General features: G+C 59.1%; 19 protein-coding genes and 4 tRNA genes. 18 read left to right on the top strand and 5 right to left on the bottom strand.

Going from position 1 to position 19,916, the window contains the following annotated elements:
- Positions 1–8: 8 nt before the first annotated feature.
- From L6D82_RS18840 to L6D82_RS18790, 11 genes are all read left to right on the top strand, one after another.
- Positions 9–569, top strand: coding sequence for a CvpA family protein (locus L6D82_RS18840; protein ID WP_007956464.1), 561 nt, complete (start codon positions 9–11; stop codon positions 567–569).
- Between the two features lie 41 nt (positions 570–610).
- Entirely contained in the window at positions 611–2,116 is a 1,506-nt protein-coding gene (gene purF, locus L6D82_RS18835) for an amidophosphoribosyltransferase (protein WP_007956466.1), read from the top strand.
- Positions 2,117–2,196: 80 nt separating this feature from the next.
- The gene (locus L6D82_RS18830; RefSeq protein WP_085747827.1) at positions 2,197–3,408 is read left to right on the top strand and encodes an O-succinylhomoserine sulfhydrylase; all 1,212 of its coding nucleotides are present in this window, start codon (positions 2,197–2,199) and stop codon (positions 3,406–3,408) included.
- Positions 3,405–4,181 (top strand): SDR family oxidoreductase, encoded by a 777-nt coding sequence (locus L6D82_RS18825; RefSeq protein ID WP_115077215.1) that lies wholly within the window; start codon positions 3,405–3,407, stop codon positions 4,179–4,181. Before L6D82_RS18830 ends, L6D82_RS18825 begins: the two co-directional genes overlap by 4 nt.
- A gap of 90 nt (positions 4,182–4,271) precedes the next feature.
- Positions 4,272–4,347: transfer RNA gene (locus L6D82_RS18820), tRNA-Val, on the top strand.
- Positions 4,348–4,402: 55 nt separating this feature from the next.
- Positions 4,403–4,479: transfer RNA gene (locus tag L6D82_RS18815), tRNA-Asp, on the top strand.
- 93 nt (positions 4,480–4,572) lie between these two features.
- Positions 4,573–4,649 (top strand) — tRNA-Asp (locus L6D82_RS18810).
- A gap of 421 nt (positions 4,650–5,070) precedes the next feature.
- Positions 5,071–7,902: a xanthine dehydrogenase family protein molybdopterin-binding subunit gene (locus L6D82_RS18805; RefSeq protein WP_236190943.1), complete on the top strand. Its 2,832-nt coding sequence runs from the start codon at positions 5,071–5,073 to the stop codon at positions 7,900–7,902.
- Positions 7,895–8,434, top strand: a complete 540-nt coding sequence (locus tag L6D82_RS18800; protein WP_007956473.1) for a (2Fe-2S)-binding protein — start codon at positions 7,895–7,897, stop codon at positions 8,432–8,434. The genes L6D82_RS18805 and L6D82_RS18800 overlap by 8 nt, the downstream gene beginning before the upstream one ends.
- A gap of 2 nt (positions 8,435–8,436) precedes the next feature.
- Positions 8,437–9,672, top strand: coding sequence for a c-type cytochrome (locus tag L6D82_RS18795; RefSeq protein WP_102717966.1), 1,236 nt, complete (start codon positions 8,437–8,439; stop codon positions 9,670–9,672).
- A gap of 2 nt (positions 9,673–9,674) precedes the next feature.
- Positions 9,675–10,646 (top strand): XdhC family protein, encoded by a 972-nt coding sequence (locus tag L6D82_RS18790; RefSeq protein WP_102717967.1) that lies wholly within the window; start codon positions 9,675–9,677, stop codon positions 10,644–10,646.
- Positions 10,647–10,698: 52 nt separating this feature from the next.
- Here L6D82_RS18790 and L6D82_RS18785 read toward each other — a convergent pair whose 3' ends face one another.
- Positions 10,699–11,982 (bottom strand): NAD(P)/FAD-dependent oxidoreductase, encoded by a 1,284-nt coding sequence (locus L6D82_RS18785; protein WP_236190940.1) that lies wholly within the window; start codon positions 11,980–11,982, stop codon positions 10,699–10,701.
- A 184-nt stretch (positions 11,983–12,166) separates the two neighbouring features.
- Between L6D82_RS18785 and L6D82_RS18780 the strand changes: the two genes are divergently transcribed.
- From L6D82_RS18780 to L6D82_RS18770, 3 genes are all read left to right on the top strand, one after another.
- Positions 12,167–12,243: transfer RNA gene (locus L6D82_RS18780), tRNA-Val, on the top strand.
- A 142-nt stretch (positions 12,244–12,385) separates the two neighbouring features.
- The gene (locus tag L6D82_RS18775) at positions 12,386–12,841 is read left to right on the top strand and encodes a GNAT family N-acetyltransferase (protein ID WP_236190937.1); all 456 of its coding nucleotides are present in this window, start codon (positions 12,386–12,388) and stop codon (positions 12,839–12,841) included.
- Positions 12,842–13,188: 347 nt separating this feature from the next.
- Complete coding sequence (locus L6D82_RS18770) at positions 13,189–13,644, top strand: DUF2214 family protein (RefSeq protein ID WP_102688386.1); 456 nt, start codon at positions 13,189–13,191, stop codon at positions 13,642–13,644.
- A gap of 205 nt (positions 13,645–13,849) precedes the next feature.
- Here the strand turns inward: L6D82_RS18770 and csrA are convergent, their stop codons facing one another.
- The gene (gene csrA, locus L6D82_RS18765; RefSeq protein WP_003179932.1) at positions 13,850–14,044 is read right to left on the bottom strand and encodes a carbon storage regulator CsrA; all 195 of its coding nucleotides are present in this window, start codon (positions 14,042–14,044) and stop codon (positions 13,850–13,852) included.
- A gap of 251 nt (positions 14,045–14,295) precedes the next feature.
- Here csrA and L6D82_RS18760 point away from each other — a divergent pair, with 251 nt between their 5' ends.
- Positions 14,296–14,661, top strand: a complete 366-nt coding sequence (locus L6D82_RS18760) for an SPOR domain-containing protein (RefSeq protein ID WP_102688387.1) — start codon at positions 14,296–14,298, stop codon at positions 14,659–14,661.
- 86 nt (positions 14,662–14,747) lie between these two features.
- Positions 14,748–15,650, top strand: coding sequence for a siderophore-interacting protein (locus tag L6D82_RS18755; RefSeq protein WP_085747808.1), 903 nt, complete (start codon positions 14,748–14,750; stop codon positions 15,648–15,650).
- Between the two features lie 54 nt (positions 15,651–15,704).
- Here L6D82_RS18755 and L6D82_RS18750 read toward each other — a convergent pair whose 3' ends face one another.
- From L6D82_RS18750 to L6D82_RS18740, 3 genes are all read right to left on the bottom strand, one after another.
- Positions 15,705–16,394 (bottom strand): endonuclease, encoded by a 690-nt coding sequence (locus L6D82_RS18750; protein WP_085612799.1) that lies wholly within the window; start codon positions 16,392–16,394, stop codon positions 15,705–15,707.
- Between the two features lie 4 nt (positions 16,395–16,398).
- A complete protein-coding gene (locus L6D82_RS18745) occupies positions 16,399–16,668 on the bottom strand; it encodes a DUF1654 domain-containing protein (RefSeq protein ID WP_371857356.1) in 270 nt (89 codons plus the stop codon).
- A 186-nt stretch (positions 16,669–16,854) separates the two neighbouring features.
- Positions 16,855–17,943, bottom strand: coding sequence for an asparaginase (locus L6D82_RS18740; RefSeq protein WP_007956004.1), 1,089 nt, complete (start codon positions 17,941–17,943; stop codon positions 16,855–16,857).
- A gap of 349 nt (positions 17,944–18,292) precedes the next feature.
- Between L6D82_RS18740 and L6D82_RS18735 the strand changes: the two genes are divergently transcribed.
- On the top strand, positions 18,293–18,745 hold the full coding sequence (locus L6D82_RS18735; RefSeq protein WP_085747807.1) for a hypothetical protein: 453 nt from the start codon (positions 18,293–18,295) through the stop codon (positions 18,743–18,745).
- 200 nt (positions 18,746–18,945) lie between these two features.
- The gene (locus tag L6D82_RS18730; protein WP_007956008.1) at positions 18,946–19,902 is read left to right on the top strand and encodes a sugar ABC transporter substrate-binding protein; all 957 of its coding nucleotides are present in this window, start codon (positions 18,946–18,948) and stop codon (positions 19,900–19,902) included.
- The last annotated feature ends 14 nt before the right edge of the window (positions 19,903–19,916 follow it).

Raw genomic sequence — 19,916 nt, 5'->3', positions numbered from 1 at the left:
GCTGCACTGTGCCATTTACCTGGGTTGACTGGGCGATCGTTGCAATCATCGCCATCTCCGCTTTGATCAGTTTGAGCCGCGGCTTCGTCAAAGAAGCATTGTCGCTGGTGACCTGGATCATCGCAGGAGCCGTTGCCTGGATGTTTGGTGGCTCACTGTCCGAGTACCTCGCCGGATACATTCAAACACCGTCGGCTCGTGTGATCACGGGCTGTGCCATCATGTTTGTCGCCACACTGATCGTGGGCGCAATGATCAATTATCTTATCGGCGAGTTGGTTCGCGTCACCGGGTTGTCCGGGACCGATCGATTCCTCGGCATGGCCTTCGGCGCTGCGCGTGGCGTGTTGCTGGTGGTCGTGGCGGTCGGGCTGTTGAGCCTGGGGCCGGTACAGCAGGACGGGTGGTGGAAAGAATCACAGCTCGTGCCAAAGTTTCTATTGGTCGCCGACTGGTCCAAGAACCTGATTCTCGGGTGGAGCAGTCAGTGGCTTGCCAGCGGAATCAGCGTACCCGCTGATATTCCGTTCAAGGAGCAACTCTTGCCGTCGGCCAAAACGCCTCAGTGAGTGTTGTTCAGTTCAGATCCATTAAGTAGGGGTTGCGTCGCATGTGTGGCATCGTCGGTATCGTCGGTAAGTCGAACGTCAATCAGGCGCTGTATGACGCGCTAACCGTGCTCCAGCACCGCGGCCAGGACGCTGCCGGTATCGTGACCAGCCATGATGGCCGGTTGTTCTTGCGCAAGGACAATGGCCTGGTGCGTGACGTGTTCCAGCAGCGTCACATGCAGCGTCTGGTCGGCCACATGGGTATCGGTCACGTCCGTTACCCGACTGCCGGCAGCTCGACGTCGGCCGAGGCTCAGCCGTTCTACGTCAACTCGCCGTACGGCATCACCCTGGCGCACAACGGCAACCTGACCAACGTTGAGCAGTTGGCCAAAGAGATCTACGAATCCGATCTGCGTCACGTCAACACCAGTTCCGACTCGGAAGTGCTGCTGAACGTGTTTGCTCACGAGCTGGCCCAGCGCGGCAAGCTGCAACCGACTGAAGAAGACGTGTTTGCCGCCGTGACCGACGTGCACAACCGTTGTGTCGGCGGCTACGCTGTCGTGGCGATGGTGACCGGTTACGGTATCGTCGGCTTCCGTGACCCGCACGGCATCCGTCCGATCGTGTTCGGCCAGCGTCACACCGACGAAGGCGTCGAGTACATGATCGCGTCCGAAAGTGTTTCGCTGGACGTGCTCGGCTTCACCCTGATTCGCGACCTGGCGCCGGGCGAAGCGGTCTACATCACAGAAGACGGCAAGCTGCACACCCGTCAGTGCGCGACCAACCCGTCCCTGACTCCGTGCATCTTCGAACACGTCTACCTGGCGCGTCCGGATTCGATCATCGACGGTGTTTCGGTCTACAAGGCCCGTCTGCGCATGGGTGAAAAGCTGGCCGAGAAGATCCTGCGCGAGCGTCCAGAGCACGACATCGACGTGGTCATCCCGATTCCGGACACCAGCCGCACTGCGGCACTGGAGCTGGCCAACCACCTGGGTGTGAAATTCCGCGAAGGCTTCGTCAAGAACCGTTACATCGGCCGTACCTTCATCATGCCCGGCCAGGCCGCGCGCAAGAAATCGGTACGTCAGAAGCTCAACGCCATCGAGCTGGAATTTCGCGGCAAGAACGTGATGCTGGTGGACGACTCGATCGTTCGCGGCACCACCTGCAAGCAGATCATCCAGATGGCCCGCGAAGCCGGCGCGAAAAACGTCTACTTCTGCTCGGCCGCTCCGGCTGTACGCTTCCCGAACGTGTACGGCATCGACATGCCGAGCGCTCACGAGTTGATCGCACACAATCGTTCGACTCAGGATGTCGCTGACCTGATCGGCGCTGACTGGCTGATCTATCAGGACCTGCCTGACTTGATCGAAGCGGTCGGCGGCGGCAAGATCAAGATCGAAAACTTCGATTGCGCAGTGTTTGACGGCAAGTACGTCACCGGCGATGTCGACGAGGCTTACCTGAACAAGATCGAACAGGCACGTAACGATGCCTCGAAGGTCAAGACCCAGGCGGTCAGTGCGATCATCGATCTGTACAACAACTGAGTTTCAACCGGCCCTTAGGGGCCGGTTTTGTATCTGGCAAAAGACTTTTATTTATCGAGAACAGGGCAAGGAGTGACAGCATGAGTCAGGAATGGGATGCCGGTCGGCTGGACAGCGACCTCGAAGGCGTAGCGTTCGATACCCTGGCCGTACGTGCCGGTCAGCACCGTACGCCGGAAGGCGAGCACGGTGATCCGATGTTCTTCACTTCCAGCTACGTGTTCCGTACCGCCGCTGACGCCGCCGCACGGTTTGCCGGGGAAGTGCCGGGCAACGTTTACTCGCGTTACACCAACCCGACCGTTCGCGCGTTCGAAGAGCGTATTGCCGCGCTGGAAAGCGCCGAGCAAGCGGTTGCTACCGCCACGGGCATGGCTGCGATCATGGCGGTGGTGATGAGCCTGTGCAGCGCCGGCGACCATGTGCTGGTGTCGCGCAGCGTGTTCGGTTCGACCATCAGCCTGTTCGAGAAGTACTTCAAGCGTTTCGGTGTGGAAGTTGATTACGTGCCGCTGGCCGATCTGTCGGCCTGGGACGCAGCGATCAAGTCCAACACCAAATTGCTGTTCGTCGAATCGCCGTCCAATCCGTTGGCTGAGCTGGTGGATATCACCGCGCTGTCGGAAATCGCGCACGCCAAGGGTGCGATGCTGGTGGTCGACAACTGCTTCTGCACGCCGGCGTTGCAGCAGCCGTTGAAATTGGGCGCAGACATCGTTGTGCACTCGGCCACCAAGTTCATCGATGGCCAGGGCCGTTGCATGGGCGGTGTGGTTGCCGGTCGCAGCGAGCAGATGAAAGAAATCGTCGGTTTCCTGCGTACCGCTGGGCCGACCCTGAGCCCGTTCAATGCCTGGATCTTCCTCAAAGGTCTGGAAACCCTGAATCTGCGGATGAAGGCGCACTGCGCCAACGCCCAGCAATTGGCCGAATGGCTGGAGCAGCAGGAAGGTATCGAGAAGGTGCATTACGCCGGACTCAAGAGCCATCCGCAGCACGAGCTGGCCCAGCGTCAGCAGAAGGGTTTTGGTGCGGTGGTGAGCTTTGAGGTCAAGGGCGGCAAAGAGGGCGCCTGGCGCTTCATCGATGCGACCCGTTTGATTTCGATCACGGCCAACCTGGGTGACAGCAAAACCACCATCACCCACCCGAGCACCACGTCCCACGGCCGTCTGGCGCCGCAGGAGCGTGAGGCAGCCGGCATTCGTGACAGCCTGATCCGTATCGCGGTCGGTCTGGAAGATGTCGCTGACCTGCAAGCCGACCTGTCGCGCGGTCTGGCGGCGTTGTGATCGAGTTGTCTACGCCAAAGATCGGCACCCATGGCCGCGTTGCATTGGTCACGGGTGCCGCGCGCGGGATCGGTCTGGGCATCGCTGCGTGGCTGATCAGCGAAGGCTGGCAGGTGGTGTTGACGGACCTGGATCGTACACGGGGTTCGAAAGTGGCGAAGGTGTTGGGTGAGAACGCCTGGTTCATCGCCATGGACGTCGCGGACGAAAGTCAGGTGGCGCTGGGTGTTGCTGAGGTGCTGGGGCAGTTTGGTCGTCTGGATGCGTTGGTGTGTAATGCTGCCGTGGCTGATCCGCACAACATCACGCTGGAAAGCCTTGATCTGGCTTACTGGAATCGGGTGCTGGCGGTGAACCTCGGTGGGCCGATGTTGCTGGCCAAGCACTGTGCGCCGTATCTGCGTGCGCACAACGGGGCGATCGTCAATCTGGCCTCGACCCGAGCGGCGCAGTCGGAACCTGATACCGAAGCCTATGCGGCGAGCAAGGGCGGTTTGCTGGCGCTGACTCACGCACTGGCGATCAGTCTGGGGCCGGAGATTCGCGTCAATGCGGTCAGTCCTGGATGGATCGATGCGCGGGACCCTTCCGCCCGACGCGCGGAGCCGTTGACCGATACCGATCATGCCCAGCATCCGGCGGGCAGGGTAGGGACGGTCGAGGATGTGGCGGCGATGGTGGCGTGGTTGCTGTCGAAGAATGCAGGGTTTGTGACGGGGCAGGAATTCGTGGTCGATGGCGGCATGACCAAGAAGATGATTTATACGGAATGAAGCAATTTCGTCTTTTTTAGAAAAACTTCAATCCTGCTATTGACTTAGGTTCGCTACCTGCGTAAATTTCGCGGCCTCGGAGATGCAAACGGGTGATTAGCTCAGCTGGGAGAGCGTCTGCCTTACAAGCAGAATGTCGGCGGTTCGATCCCGTCATCACCCACCACTCCCGAGATACTTGCGTAAGCAAGAGCGTAGGCTGAAAGTGCCTGCACCGACGCGCAGCGGTAGTTCAGTCGGTTAGAATACCGGCCTGTCACGCCGGGGGTCGCGGGTTCGAGTCCCGTCCGCTGCGCCATATTTAACGAGTCAGGCACTGTCTGGTTCGCGATTGAAAAGCACCGAAGCTTTCAGTCAAACGAGTTACTTGAGCGTCAGCTCAAAGCGATACGCAGCGGTAGTTCAGTCGGTTAGAATACCGGCCTGTCACGCCGGGGGTCGCGGGTTCGAGTCCCGTCCGCTGCGCCATATCTGTTTCAAGGACCACTGAACGCCTTGAAACACCGAAAGCAACCTCGGGTTGATTCGGCATCGATAGCAAAGACCCTGGTCGAAAGACCGGGGTTTTTTGTGTCTGAAATTTGACCTTTCCCAAATTCCTCCCTTCTAGCCGGCGACGAAGCCTAGCCGTGGCTCGTTCGATGCCGCCGGGCAATCTACCTGTGTCTCTGAGTCGCTGCGATGCAATACCGCATTGATTTTTTGATTCTTTGGTCAAATTTTTGTAACTGGTTGTTTGCTGCGAGCTCAGAAACCTATAAAGTTAACCTTTCGGTCAGCTTTGCACTGTCATCACGCCCTTTGCTTCGTCAAAAAGGGCTTCTGCAAGACTCGAGATTCCCAGTAGATAACCAGAAGGGCGGATCCATAACCGTCCAGAGGATGATCCATGTCCAACCGTGAAATATCCCGGCGCTCGTTCCTCCAGGGCGGGCTGGTGGCGGGTGTGAGCGTTACGCTCACGCCGCTCAGCAGTCAGGCGCTCGGTGCCTTGATGGAAAACAGCGTGACCGTGCCGTCCGAGCAGTGGCTCGGCAACAACGGCAAGGCGCGCCAGCGTAATGATGCCTTGTCCAAGGTCTGCGGCAGCAAGGTGTTTGCCCGCGACATCCGTTCCAAGGACATGCCGGGCTGGCCCCAGCAGCAAGGCCACGCCATGTTGCTAAAAACCATCAAGGCCGACCGCATCTACGACGGTTACGACCTGTCGTGGCTCGGCGCCGATCTGCAGCCTGATCGTATCGTTACCGCCGCCGACCTGGACAAGGACGGCATCGTGTTCCCTGAAGAGCACGCACCGGATCCGCTGCTGCCGGAAGGCAAAGTGCCGATGTTCATCGGCCACCCGGTTGCGATCCTGATCTGGAACGACTTCGAGCGTTTCCGCCAGGCCAAGAACAAACTCAAATTCAATGACAAAGCGATTCGTTACGGTGCGCAAGTACCGTTCTACGAAGGCGATCCCTATGGCAGTTTTCGCTACGTGCGCGTCGGTGGCCCGACGTCGGCGGACGAAGACGAGTTCGCCAGCCTCAAGGACTCGATCCTGTTCCCGATGCTGAAAAACCGTCGTCCGGTGTGGAATTCCCAGCCGAACCTGCACGGCAACCTGACCGAGCGCGGCCTGTTCTACGCCGATCGCATGAAAAAAGAGATCGACACCCCGCCGGACAACTGGCTGGTGTTCGACGAACGCTACAAAACCCCGTCGATCGAACCGGCCGCGATGGAGCCGGACAACGGCAACGGCTGGTACGACCCGGCGACCAAGACCCTGCATTTCGTCGTCGCCACTCAGTGCCCGCTGGAAACCGCCACCGAGACCGCGAAGATGATCGGGCCGTCGCGTTTCGGCCTGGCGAACCTGAACATGCACCCGGGCTACACCGTCGGTTACGGCTCCAAAGACCACAATATTTTCGTCTACTACGCGGCCCTGGCGGCGTTGTACGGCGCAGGTGTGCCGATTCGCCTGGCCAACGACCGCTACGAGCAGTTCCAGAGCGGCATCAAGCGTCACCCGTTCGACATCCGCTACCAATTGGCAGTGGACAAGACCGATCACAGCTTCAAGATTTTCCGTGCCGAGATGAGCGTCGACGGTGGCGGCCGGATCAACTACAGCCCGTCGGTGGCCGCCGTTGGCGCTACTGCGGCGCAGTCGATCTACTACATGCCGCAGAACGACCTTCAGGTCACCGCTTACCATTCCCGCGCCGTTGAAGCAGGTTCGATGCGCGGCTACGGCACGCTGCAGAGCATGGCCTCCACCGAAATGATGGTCGACGAAATCGCCGATCGCCTTGGTGTCGATGCCATTGATCTGCGCCGCAAGAACGCGCTGCGCTCGGGAATGAAAAACACTCAGGGCGCGATCCCGGCCGGTGCGTTGCGCCTGCACGAGATTCTCGACAAGGCTTCGCTGCACGAAGTCTGGAAAAACCGCGACGCGATCAAAAAGCAGCGCGAAGCGGCAGACCCGGACAACTGGTACGGCGTGGGTTTCGCCATTTGTCAGAAAGACTTCGGCACCGGTTCCGAAGCGTCGATGGCCAGCATCGAGTTCACCGCTGACGGGCGCATTTCCCTGCGTCACATCGGCATCGAGATCGGCACCGGCATGTCCACCTCGCAAGCGTTGGTGGTGGCTGATTTCCTCGGCAGCGCGGCTCACGATGTGAAGACCGGTGAAACCGAGTGGGATGAAATGCAGTTGGTCACCGCCGGCAACCCTTACATCATGAGTCAGGCCGAGCAGGACAACTTCCTGCGCAATCCGCGCTGGGTCGGCAAGCTGGCATCGGCTTCGTCCGCGACCAACTCCGCCTACTACTTCAGCCACGCCACCCGTGAAGCGGCGCGCGTGTTGTTCAACCACGGTCTGTGGCCGGCGGCGCTGGAGATCTGGCGTCAGGGCCCTTACGGCGGCCAGGCCAACCCTTACGTGGTGCGTCGCGAAGATGCGCATTGGGTCGACGGCAAGCTGACCGCCAACGGCATGCAGCCGCTGACCTTCGAAGAGCTGGCCAAGCGTGCTCACGAGCGCGGTCTGGTCACCGGCGCCACGGTTCACGGTTTTAACCGCTGGAGCTGGGCCGAAGCCGAATACAGCATCGACGGCGTGCGCGAGCGTCTGCCGCTCGATGGTCTGGCGGTGAAGTACGGCGACGGCGCTCCTAAGGCGAAGAAAGCGCAGATGACCAGCGCAGGTTTCCACCTGCTGGATCGGCAGAACATCGCCTACCCGGTGGTTCAGTTGAACAACGCCGCCGTGACCTACTACAGCCCAGTCGCAACGCTGGTCGAGTTGAAGGTCAACAAAGGTTCGGCAGAAGTCGAAGTGCTCAACCATCACTCGTGGCTGGAATGCGGCCGGGTGCTGGTCGAAGAACTGGTTCGTGGCCAGCTCGAAGGCGGGATCGCCATGGGCATCGGTCACGCCTTGATGGAAGAGATGCCGTTGTACGAAGGCGGGCCGGGGGAGGGTGACTGGAACTTCAACCGTTATCGCCTGCCGATGGCGCGCCATGTGGCGGTTTGGAAGCAGACGTCGGAAATCCTGCCGCCGCTGTCCCCGAGCGACCCGTCCAAAGGCATCGCCGAAGTGGTGATGATCCCGGTGGTCGGTGCCATCGGTAACGCCGTGGCCCACGCCATCGGTAAACGTGTTCGCGATCTGCCAATCACTGCTGCGCGCATCAAGGAGGCCCTCAATGGCTAACCGTCCGCTTCAACTGACCCTCAACGGTCAATCCGTCGGCCCGGTGGACATCCCTGATGACCTGCCGATGATCGATTACCTGCACGAATACAAGAACCTCACCGGTTCGCGCCTGGGCTGCGGCCAGGGCATCTGCCACGCCTGCGTGGTGATCGTCGACAACCCGGACGGCACCAGCGAAGAAGTGCGCACCTGCATCACTGGCGCGCATTACTTTGAGGGCAAGAAAGTCCGCACCATCGAAGGTCACGCCAAGCGCGACGAGCAGGGCCAAGTCACCGAACTGAACCCGATCCAGCAGCGTTTCGTCGACGAATTCGCCTTCCAGTGCAGCTATTGCGCGCCGGGCTTCGTCAACGCCGCGACCGTGCTGGTGGAAAAGCTGCAACGCCAGCCAATCGTCAAAAGCAAACTGGAACAAGTCATCGAGGACAGCCTCGGCCATCACGTCTGCCGTTGCACCGGGTACGTGCGTTACTACAACGCCACCCGCAACGTGCTGACCGATCTCGGCCTGGTCAAGGAGGGTTAAGCATGAAGCAATTACTGACCCGCCTGACCCTGGCGGTCGGGCTGGCTGTGCCTGTGTTGGCGGTGCACGCAGATGATCAGGTCAAGCGCGGCGAATACCTCGCCCGCGCGGCCGACTGCATGGCGTGCCACACGGCGCCCGGCGGCGCGCCATTTGCTGGCGGCCTGCCGATCGTGTCGCCGTTCGGCACGATCTACGGCACCAACATCACTCCAAGCAAAGAGCACGGCATCGGTTTGTACAACGACGACGAGTTTTTCGCTGCGCTGACTGAAGGCAAGCGCCGTGACGGCGCGAACCTATATCCGGCGATGCCGTACACCTCGTATCACTTGATGCCGCGTGCGGATTCGGATGCGATTCACGCGTATCTGAAAACCATCGAGCCAATCGAGCGTGCCGCACCGGTGACCAGCCTTAGCTTTCCGTTCAACGTGCGTCCGGGCCTGATCGGCTGGAACATGATGTACGGCAAAGCCTTGAAGCTCGAATCTGCCGAAGGCAAAAGCGACGCCTGGAAACGCGGCCAGTACATGGTCGAAGTGCTCGGCCATTGCGGCGAATGCCATACGCCACGCGGCCTGCCGGGCGCGATGCAACTGGACAAGCGCCTGACCGGCGGCATCCTCAACGGCTATCTGGCACCGAGCCTGCTGGCCACTGATCTGGCGGCCCGCGGCTGGAACCATCAGGACCTGAGCACGTTCCTCAAGCACGGCATGAGCGCCCAGGGCACGATGTTCAACGAGATGTTCCCGGTGTTCCACAACAGCACTCAGGGCCTGAATGATCCGGATCTGGCGGCGATGGCGACGTTCCTGCTGGGCGACAAGCCTCCGGCGGCGAAAGAGCTGACCGACGTGCCGTTGGAAAAACTCAGTGCCAGCGCTCAACGCGGTCGTCAGGAATACTTGAACGTCTGCGCCGGCTGTCACGCGGCCGGTGGCGAGGGTAAGCCGCACATCGCGGTGGCCATGCGCGGCAACACCACGCTGCGTCTGGAAGACCCGCGCAACCTGTTGCGAGTGATCGAGGATGGTATCGGCGAGCAGAAATTCGCCGGATTCGAACACATGCAGCCGATGCCGGGTTTCGCCGACAAGCTGAGTGCTGATCAACTGACCGATCTGCTGAACTACCTGCGTCAGGGTTGGGGTGGTCAGTCGGCCGAGCTGGCGGTCAGCGATGTGCAGAAGCTTCAGGCTGACGCCCCGTCCATCGAGCACAAGGCGCACTGATCATGCAGCATCTCGATCTGCAGGTTGTGCGTCGGGCGCTGGAGTGGTCGACGGCGGGGCAGCGCATCTGGCTTTGCACCGTGCTGACCACCTACGGTTCGGCGCCGCGCGCGCCGGGTTCACTGCTGGCGGTGAACGATGGCGGGCAGTGGATCGGGTCGCTGTCCGGTGGTTGCGTCGAGGAAGACTTTCTCGAGCGCGTCGCCGAAGGTGCGTTTCTCGATGCGATCAATGTCGTCCGTTATGGCGAAGGTGACGATCCACGTTCGCGGGTCAGCCTGCCGTGCGGCGGCATTCTCGATGTGCTGGTAGAGAAATTTGACGCGAGCTGCGATGTGCAGGCGCACCTGCGTGAACTCGAATCGGCGTTGCTGGGGCAGCGCCGGTTGATTCGCGAGGTCGATCTGGCCACGGGCGCGCGTAGCCTGTTTGCCGATCGCGAACAAGGTGCGCGGATCGAGCGTGAAATCGACCGGGTGCGGATCCGCATCGGCGCCGCTCAGCGTTTGTTGCTGGCGGGGTATTCCAGCGTGGCGCAGGCGTGTGCGGAGTTCGCGGTGGGTCTTGGCTTCGAAGTGATTCTCTGCGACCCGCGTGATGAGGTGCTGGAAGGCGTGGTGCTCAATGGCGTGGAGATCCGCCGGCAATTGCCGTCGGTGTTTATCGCCGATGGTGGTTGTCACCGGGATACGGCGGTGGTGGCGTTGACCCACGATCCGCGTATCGACGATCTGGCGATGATGGAAGCGGTGCGTACCGAAGCGTTCTACATTGGCGTAATGGGTTCGCAGCAGACGTCGCAGAAGCGCTTCGAGCGATTGCGCCGGATTGGCGGTCTGGGGGAAAGCGAACTGGCGCGGATTCATGCGCCGATCGGTCTTAACCTCGGCAGCAAGACGCCGTCGGAAATCGCTTTGGCGGTGCTCGCGGATATCCTGCGGATTCGCAGCGGGATTGCGCGGGATCAGTTGTGATTTGAGCTGAATGTAAAAAGGGCCGCTATTCAGCGGCCCTTTTTTTGGCTCGTCAGAAACCGAGCTTGTCGCGCAGTCCGTAGTACCACGCGCCCAGCGCGGCAAACGGTGTGCGCAGCAGTTGCCCGCCGGGGAACGGGTAGTGCGGCAAGTCGGCAAACGCATCGAAGCGCTCGGCTTGCCCGCGCAGCGCCTCGGCCAATACCTTGCCGGCCAGATGCGTGTAGGTCACGCCGTGGCCGCTGCAGCCCTGGGAGTAATAGATGTTGTCGCCCAGGCGCCCAACCTGAGGCAGACGCGACAGGGTCAGCAGGAAATTGCCGGTCCAGGCGTAGTCGATCTTCACGTCCTTGAGCTGCGGGAAGGCCTTGAGCATTTTCGGGCGGATGATCGCCTCGATGTTTGCCGGATCCCGCGCGCCATACACCACACCGCCGCCGAAGATCAGACGTTTGTCGCCGGTGAGGCGGTAGTAGTCGAGCAGGTAGTTGCAGTCTTCGACGCAGTAGTCCTGCGGCAGAAGGGATTTCGCCAGCTCATCGCCCAATGGCTCGGTGGTGATGACCTGAGTGCCGCACGGCATCGATTTGGCCGCCAGTTCCGGCACCAGATTGCCGAGGTAGGCGTTGCCGGCCACGATGATGAATTTGGCTCTGACCTTGCCCTGCGGTGTATGCACGACCGGATTGGCGCCGCTTTCGATGCGTACGGCCGGCGACTGTTCATAGATGGTGCCGCCCAGGGATTCCACGGCAGCAGCTTCGCCCAATGCCAGGTTAAGCGGGTGGATATGGCCACCGCTCATGTCGAGCATGCCGCCGACGTATTGATCGCAAGCCACCACTTCGCGGATGCGGCGCTGATCGAGCAGTTCCAGTTGGGTATGGCCGAAGCGTTCCCACAGGCGCTTCTGCGATTCGAGGTGGCCCATTTGCTTGGCGGTGAGGGCGGCGAATACGCCACCGTCTTTCAGGTCGCACTGGATGTTGTACTTGCTGACGCGTTCACGAATGATCCGGCCGCCCTCGAACGCCATCTGCCCGAGCAGTTGTGCCTGTTTCGGGCCGACGCTGCGTTCGATCACATCGATGTCACGGCTGTAGCTGTTGACGATTTGTCCGCCATTGCGCCCCGAAGCGCCGAAGCCGACCTTGGCGGCTTCCAGCACGGTCACGCGAAAACCGTTCTCGAGCAGGAACAGGGCCGAGGAAAGTCCCGTATAACCAGCGCCGATCACACAGACATCCGTCTCCACGTCATCCTGCAGGGCAGGGCGTGGTGGCACGGCGTTGGCCGACGCAGCGTAATAAGACTCTGGGTAAGGGGTGTTCGCCATCCTGCAGCCTCTGTTTAATATATTTTACGAGTGCAGCGATCCTACCCCAGTTGAAAAACCTCCGCCAGCCACCGGGAAATCTTCTTGCGGCGGGTCGAAATTAAATATTTTGCATATTCATAGGGTTAGGTGAAAAAAAGGTGTTGACACCCCTTCGGAATTCCGTAGAATGCCGCCTCACAGCAGGCACGTAGCTCAGTTGGTTAGAGCACCACCTTGACATGGTGGGGGTCGTTGGTTCGAGTCCAATCGCGCCTACCAAACAAAATCCGCTCTGCTGGGCGGTCTGGAAGGGCTCACCGAAAGGTGGGCCCTTTTTTGTTGTCTGCGATTTCAGAACCTTTGCAAAATTTCGGTTTGGTCGACCGCAGCTACACTCCGGCACATTTGCAGAGGTGTATTCATGAGTCGCCAATTCAGGCGCGCCGGTCCAGGCGATATCGAAAGCCTGTTGAAGATTGATCCTGTCGCTGAAAAAGATAGCTGCCGTCGCGAGTACATCGCGAGGGCTGTACGGGCGCAGGAGTGCTGGGTTGTCTGCGAGGCGGACGATCTTGGCGCTCCCGTCGGCTACGGATGTCTGGATCGAAGCTTTCTTGGAGAGTGGTTCATACCTCTCGTGATCGTCTCCAGTGCGAACAGGCGTTCCGGCGTGGGGCGGCAGATCGTGAGCGGTCTGGAGCAGCATGCTTGTGCAGAAAAGATCTTCACGTCGACCAATACGTCCAACTCGCCGATGCGACAGCTGCTTACAAATCTTGGATATCAGCACAGCGGAATGGTAGAGAATCTGGATCCGGGGGATCCCGAGCTCATTTTTGTAAAATTCTTGAGCCAAGCGCGTATTGATCGTGATTGATTTTGATCCATTCGTCGCCGACCGTCGCGAGCGACCTTTTAAATAGTGTGGATATTTAAGGGGTTACGGATTTTATTAACCATCCGGTTATCAAAAATACGTTGTTACATACTGGAAAAATCAGTAATATCCGCCCCGCGTTCACCACCACGGTTTATGCATTTTTAAATCCCAAGCTTCCATCAGCTGCTTGGGATTTTTTTTGCCCGCGATTTGCCTTTCCCGCACCTCTGCCCAGCCTCTCGTCTCGCCCGTTCCTGTTTTCCGGGAGCGGTGACAGGCAAGTCCATATTTTTTCGACTACTACTGTCAGGCTGATTTCAGCTCTGCCGGACAGGAGTTCATCGATGCTGGTTCATTGGTTTCTTGCAGCGATTCATTTACTGGCTTTTGCCATGGGCTTCTGGGCGGTGTTGACGCGTGGGACGGCCTTCAGTCGTTTGGCGTCCGGCTCCGGTGATGTCGGGCGAGTGTTGCTAGCCGACAATCTTTGGGGGCTTTCGGCGTTGGTGTTGCTCGTCACCGGCGGCATGCGCGCCTTCGCAGGTTATGAGAAGGGAACCGACTATTACCTGCATCAGCCACTGTTTCATCTGAAGATGACGCTGTTCGTGCTGATTCTGCTTCTGGAACTCATGCCGATGATCACCCTGATCAAATGGCGCGTGTCCAAGGCGCGCGGCGCTGTCCCTGACACGGGGCGTGCAAAGATGTTCGCGCGGATCAGTCATGCCGAAGCGCTTCTGTTGGTATTGATGGTCGTGGCGGCCACCGGAATGGCGCGTGGCGTTACATTCGGCTAGTCGGGCGAGATTCCCAGCCGCTATTCGGAAATGTCCGACAGCCAGCTCGTTGAATGACGGTTAGTATCGGTTGCGAGAAGGGTTGAGGCAGGAAGTGGCGTGGCACGCGCCGTCACCAGGGAGGTGGGGGATGGCAATACGGCGCTTGAATCTTTAGCCAGTCATTGCGCGCAGGCAAACGAACTGGCTACTGACTGCTTAGGGCTCAGGGCGTTTGTGGCTTGTCCGGTGCGGTCAGGCCAGCCTGGATGCGCTGGTAGATCTCTTCCCGGTGCACTGCAACGTTCTTCGGAGCATTGATGCCGATTCGAACTTGCTGGCCGCTGACGCCGAGAATGGTGATCGTGATGTCATCACCAATGTTTATGCTTTCACCGACTTTGCGGGTGAGTATCAGCATGGTCTTCTCCTTGATTGCTTTGTAGGGCACCTGATTCAGACAGTGCAGAGGTCGGTGGTACGTATAGATTAGTGCGAAGTCTTACAGTTTGGGTGCCTCTTTCTGACGCGCAGCAGCGGCATTAATTCCCAGCGCGTAACTATACAGGGGCCGTCGGCATCAATCTCGTAGTTTTATGCCGCAATTTGCGGGGCTCGGAAAGTATTCTCGAATGTTAAGATCGCCGCTTTGAGAATTCAGAGGGAAGCGTTGTGCGCAAATTGGTCTGGGTAGTCGCGGCACTGGCATTGGCAGGATGTGGCGAAGGCAAGAGTGTGGATGCGCAAAAGCCGAAACCGGCGGTGGTAGCGGCGCCTGCTGCGGTGGGCCCGCAGTGGGATCTCGAAGTGCGCGGTGAAACCCCTCAGGCCGTCAGCGACCTCAGCGGCTGGCTGATCGAGCATGGCTTTGTGGCCAGTGTCATCAAGGACGCCAGCGGCAAGACCCGGATCCTGCTCGGCCCTTTCAATTCGAAGGCTGACGCCGAGGCGCGCCAGGCAGATGTGAACGCCGCATTGATCAAGGCGAAGAAGCAGAACATCGAAACGCTGGTGATCGAGCGCACGGCGACGCAATAAGGGGCCTTTCGACGGAGCTGACTAAAGGGTGTCCCCCGTGATTCGTTTTTCAAGGAGTCACTGAAGATACCCAGAAGGAGCTCCGCATGGCCTCCGCCAATCCTTACAAGTTGTTCGACGTCGTTTTGCGTCACAAGCAGCAATTGAGCCCGCATCTCATGCGGATCACGCTCGCAAGCCCCACGGTCACCGAGATGGCGACCTGGGCGCCGGATCAGCGAGTGAAGCTGTTTTTCCCGGCAGCCGACGGTTCACCCGCCAAGCTTTCTCAGGGCGAAGGGTGGTACGCCCGTTTCCGCTCGATGCTGGTTGATCGTCGCCCGGCGATGCGCACTTACACCATCCGTCATTTGCGTGCCGAGTCGGGTGAAGTCGATATCGATTTCGTCCTGCACGGCGAAACCGGCCCGGCCTCCCGTTGGGCGTTGCGAGCGCAACCTGGCGAGTCGATGCAGATTCTGGCGCCCGACAGCCGATTCTCGGCACAAGAGGCGGGGGGATTTGAATGGAAGCCACCGCAAACGCTCAAGCAACTTCTGTTGGTCGCCGACGCCACAGCGTTGCCGGCCGCCATGGGGATCCTGGAAGAACTGGCGACACTTACTGAACCGCCGCAGGCCCAGGCGTTTTTTGAAGTCGACAGTCGTGAGGATATGTTGGCGGTTCCTGACTGGCCCGGACTTTCGGTGCAATGGCTGATCCGCGATCACGCAACTGCCGGCACGTTGATGGTGGAAGCCGTGCAGCAGGCGACGTTGCCTGTCGATGCATCGCCGGTTGGGCAAGCGGTCGAGCTGGCGGATGTCGACATCGAAGAAGAGATTCTGTGGGAGATCGCCGATACGGCCAGCGAGTGTTTCTATGGTTGGATCGCCGGAGAATCCGCTGCGGTCATGAGCCTGCGCAAATACCTCATCAAGGAGCGCGGCATTCCGCGCGAGTCACTCAATCTGATGGGCTACTGGCGTCACAACAAATCCGGCGGTTGAGCACAAAAAAGGCCTTGAGTTTATCGCTCAAGGCCTTTTCTTTTGATCAGACAATCAACCGCAGGCTTTCAGGTTCACCGGGCCGACAAATTCGTTGCCGCGCCCCATCACACACGCCACGCTCTGATTACGCTGGCGCTCCCAGTCTTGCACCGGGTAAGTCTTGTCCCAGGCTTCGTACAGTTGTCGATCCTGCTTCGACAAGCGCAAGCCGTATTGTTTGCTCATGTAAAAGTAGGTGCGGGCGATCATGCCGCGGATCGAAGGGCGGGGCATGACCTTCTTCGCCTTGAAGTCGACCTGAGTCAGGCAGGAGCCGTACTGACCTTTTTCGACCGGCAGCCAGCCGTAGCTGAAATTGCTGCGGTCGCCATTCACCTCGCCGATGCTCGGCACCAGGTTGTGCAGGTCGGCTTCGGCTTTCTGATAGCTCGGGTCGTAGCGGGTGCAATTCTTGCGGCCGCCTTCCTGCCAGCATTGACGCTGATGGCCGAACTGCCAGGCCGGAACAATGTGCTCCCATTCGATGCGGGACGCTCGCTTGGCGTTCTTGCGCGGGACGTAGCCGCAGGCGGCAAGATCGACCTTGTTGCCGGTGTATTTGCACCCGCAATAGAACTCGGTGGATTGTGGTGCGTACAGCTTCCAGGCGACCTTCTTGGCTTCGGTGAACGTACGCGGCGCGCCAGCTTGCGCACCCAGGGAAATGAACAGCAACAGCACAGCAGCAAAACGCAGAATCATTGAATCAATCTTCCTTCGGCACAACCCAGAAAATCTGTACACCGCCATCGTCGCGGTAGGCGAGGGTGACGTTGTCGTTCTCGTCGATCTCTTCCAGCAAGCGCTCCCAGTCATCCACCGGCTCGTCCGGAAGGCGGAAGATCAGTGCGGCTTTGGCTTTTTGTGCGGTGGGGGAATTGATGATTTTTTGAACGCGCATGCCCATGCGTTCGTAAGCGTCAGGAGCATCAGGGGAAGTGGCCACGAGGTTATCCTTATTAAGCTGTACGTGCATACAGTATTTAACTGTAGGCATTTTCGCAACTGCTTAAAATTCAAGAAAATCCTCTGACAGCGGTTTTCCGGGTTTGATGTCACTCAGGTGAAATTTATCTTTGGAGGAGGCGCAAGCTTCACCCTCCGTCAAGTTGACGAAGGGTGAAGTCAGTGCCCGATCAGGAAAGGATCAGGCGAGGATGAATCAGTATTCCCAGAACATCCGTTGCAGCTCTTTGCTGTCGTTGGTCTTGGTCAGCGCGACCATGGCCAGGATGCGGGCTTTCTGTGGGTTCAGGTCGTGAGCAACCACCCAGTCGTATTTGTCGTCAGGCTGTTCGGCGTTGCGCAGGACGAAACCACCGGCATTGACGTGAGACGAGCGAATGATCTGCACGCCGTCCTTGCGCAGCGCCTGCAGGGTCGGAACCACGCGCGAGGAAACCGAGCCGTTGCCGGTACCGGCATGGATGATCGCCTTGGCGCCGGACTGGGCGAGGGCCTTGTAGGCTGTGTCGCTGACATTGCCGTAGGAATAGGCGATTTCTACATCAGGAAGGCTCTTGATGTTTTTGATGTCGAATTCCGAATCCATGGTGTGGCGCTTGGCTGGCAGGCGGAACCAGTAGGATTTGCCTTCTACCACCATGCCGAGCGGACCCCAGGCGCTTTTGAACGCTTCGGTCTTGATGTTGATCATCTTACTGACATCGCGACCTGACTGGATTTCATCGTTCAGGGTCACCAGTACGCCTTTGCCGCGCGCTTCTTTGCTGCTGGCGACGGCCACGGCGTTGTACAGGTTTAGCATGCCGTCCGCCGACATGGCGGTGCCCGGGCGCATGGAGCCGACGACGATGATCGGCTTGTCGGTTTTTTCCACCAGGTTCAGGAAGTACGCGGTCTCTTCCAGGGTATCGGTGCCGTGGGTGATGACGATGCCATCGACGTCTTTGCTGTCGGCCAGTTCGGAAACGCGACGTCCCAGTTGCAGGAGGTTTTCGTTGGTGATGCTTTCCGAGGCGATTTGCATGACCTGTTCGCCACGCACATTGGCCAGCGTGCTCAGTTCGGGAATGCCGGCGATCAATTGTTCGATGCCCACTTTCGCGGCCTGATAAGTCGCACTGTTGGCTGCACTGGCGCCCGCGCCGGCGATGGTGCCGCCGGTGGCCAGTACCACCACGTTGGCCAGCTTGGCCTGGGTTTCAGCTTCTTTTGCCTGGAGGGCAGTTGGCAGGAGCAGGAGGAGGGCCAAAGCGCCCGGAACGAAACTCTTCAAAGCAGATGTCATTATTTTTCTCTCTAGTAGTGAGACGGTGCTGATGCAGGTTCATCTAGATGCGCCCCGGGCCGATCTGAATGCCAGGGGTGCAGGGAGGGAGCAGGATCTGTACCAGTCGTACTGTGCTTGAGAGAAATGTTTAACCTTATGATTTGAATCAAGATTTATTTGAAGAGTGGTTGTGAGCTTGCCTAGCTCATCCGGGTTTCCGAACGCGGGATGTTTTCTCGTTCGGCTCACCGAAAAGGACTACGAGCCTCGTCCTCAGACTGAACTGGCTGCTTTCCAGATCTCTGCTAAAGAAAACGGCGCGCTGGCCGATGCGCCTTGACAGGGATTCAATTTTTCAGGAGTTCAAATGTCATTGACTATCGGTTTTTCAAATCCCGGTTCGGTCACGATCGGCGGTAAAACTGCTGCGACGATCAATGCAATGAGTGAAGCTGAAGCCGATGCGTCAGCCGAGGCACTGGGTACCGAGAAGGTTGAAACCAATCAGGTCAGAACCGGTGGTCCTGCCCAGGAAGCAAGCGCGAGCGAGGCTCAAGGCGGTGACAATCTGAGCATCACTATCAAGACGCTGCTCAAACGGATGCAGGAACTGCAGAAGCAGCTTCAGGAGCAGCAGCAACAACTGGCCGCCGCGCAGGCTGCGAGTTATCCAACCCCCGAAGCCAAGTCGCAAGCGGTGATGTCCATCCAGGGGCAGATCGCTCAAACCAGCGGTGCCCTGCTGGAAGTCTCGGCTGCACTGGTCAAGGAAATGTCGAAGGGTTCTTCTGCCGGTAATGTGGTCAACACTACGGCTTGAACACTCAAGGGCGAATCCGTGGATTCGCCCTGCGATGAGATACCGATTTCTGATTGTTGACAAATGTCGGCGTGATTCGCATAGTTCGGTCTACGCAAACGTTTGCGCGGCCTTCGCGATGGATTGAATTGTCGTGGGGTGCAGCGAGCTTACGCCAGCGCAAGCGTTGCTCACAATAATCATAAGATCGGAGTGAACCCATGAAGCTGCCATTCGCTGGACGTCTTCTTGCTGTCGCCATGCTGGCTGCCGCATCCGCCGCACTGCCTGTCTCTTCGGCTTTCGCCGAATCCCCTGAAAAACCCAAAGTCGCCCTGGTCATGAAATCCCTGGCCAACGAATTCTTCCTGACCATGGAAGACGGCGCCAAGGCCTACCAGAAAGAACACTCCGCCGATTTCGACCTGATCTCCAACGGCATCAAGGACGAAACCGACACGGCGGGGCAGACGCGCATCGTCGAGCAGATGATTCTGGCAAAGGTCAACGCGCTGGTCATCGCACCGTCTGATTCCAAGGCGATGGTGCCGGTGATCAAGAAAGCCGTCGATGCCGGTATCACTGTGATCAACATCGACAACCAGCTCGATCCGGCTGTGATCAAAAGCAAGAACATCAGCGTTCCGTTCGTAGGCCCGGACAACCGCAAAGGCGCGCGTCTGGTGGGCGAGTACCTGGCCAAGCAACTGAAGGCCGGTGACGAAGTCGGCATCATTGAAGGCGTCTCCACGACGACCAACGCCCAGCAGCGTACCGCTGGCTTCAAGGATGCGATGGAGGCTGCGCAGATCAAGGTTGTTTCCCTGCAGTCCGGCGATTGGGAAATCGACAAGGGCAACAAGGTGGCCGCTTCGATTCTCAGCGAGTACCCGGACGTCAAGGCGCTGCTGGCCGGTAACGACAGCATGGCCGTGGGTGCCGTTTCCGCCGTGCGCGCTGCCGGCAAGGCCGGTCAGGTGCAGGTTGTCGGTTACGACAACATCAATGCCATCAAGCCCATGCTGAAGGACGGCCGCGTTCTGGCGACTGCCGACCAGTACGCTGCGAAGCAAGCGGTATTTGGCATCGAGACTGCGCTGAAAATCATCAAGGGCGAGAAAGTCGACAGTGGTGCGAATGGTGTGATTGAGACACCAGTCGAGCTGGTCACCAAATAAGTCCTCTGGCGACA

Source organism: Pseudomonas paraglycinae (assembly GCF_021601625.1).
Taxonomy (GTDB): domain Bacteria; phylum Pseudomonadota; class Gammaproteobacteria; order Pseudomonadales; family Pseudomonadaceae; genus Aquipseudomonas; species Aquipseudomonas paraglycinae.
Note: the sequence above shows the minus strand (reverse complement) of the source record. Positions and strands in the feature narration are given on the sequence as shown.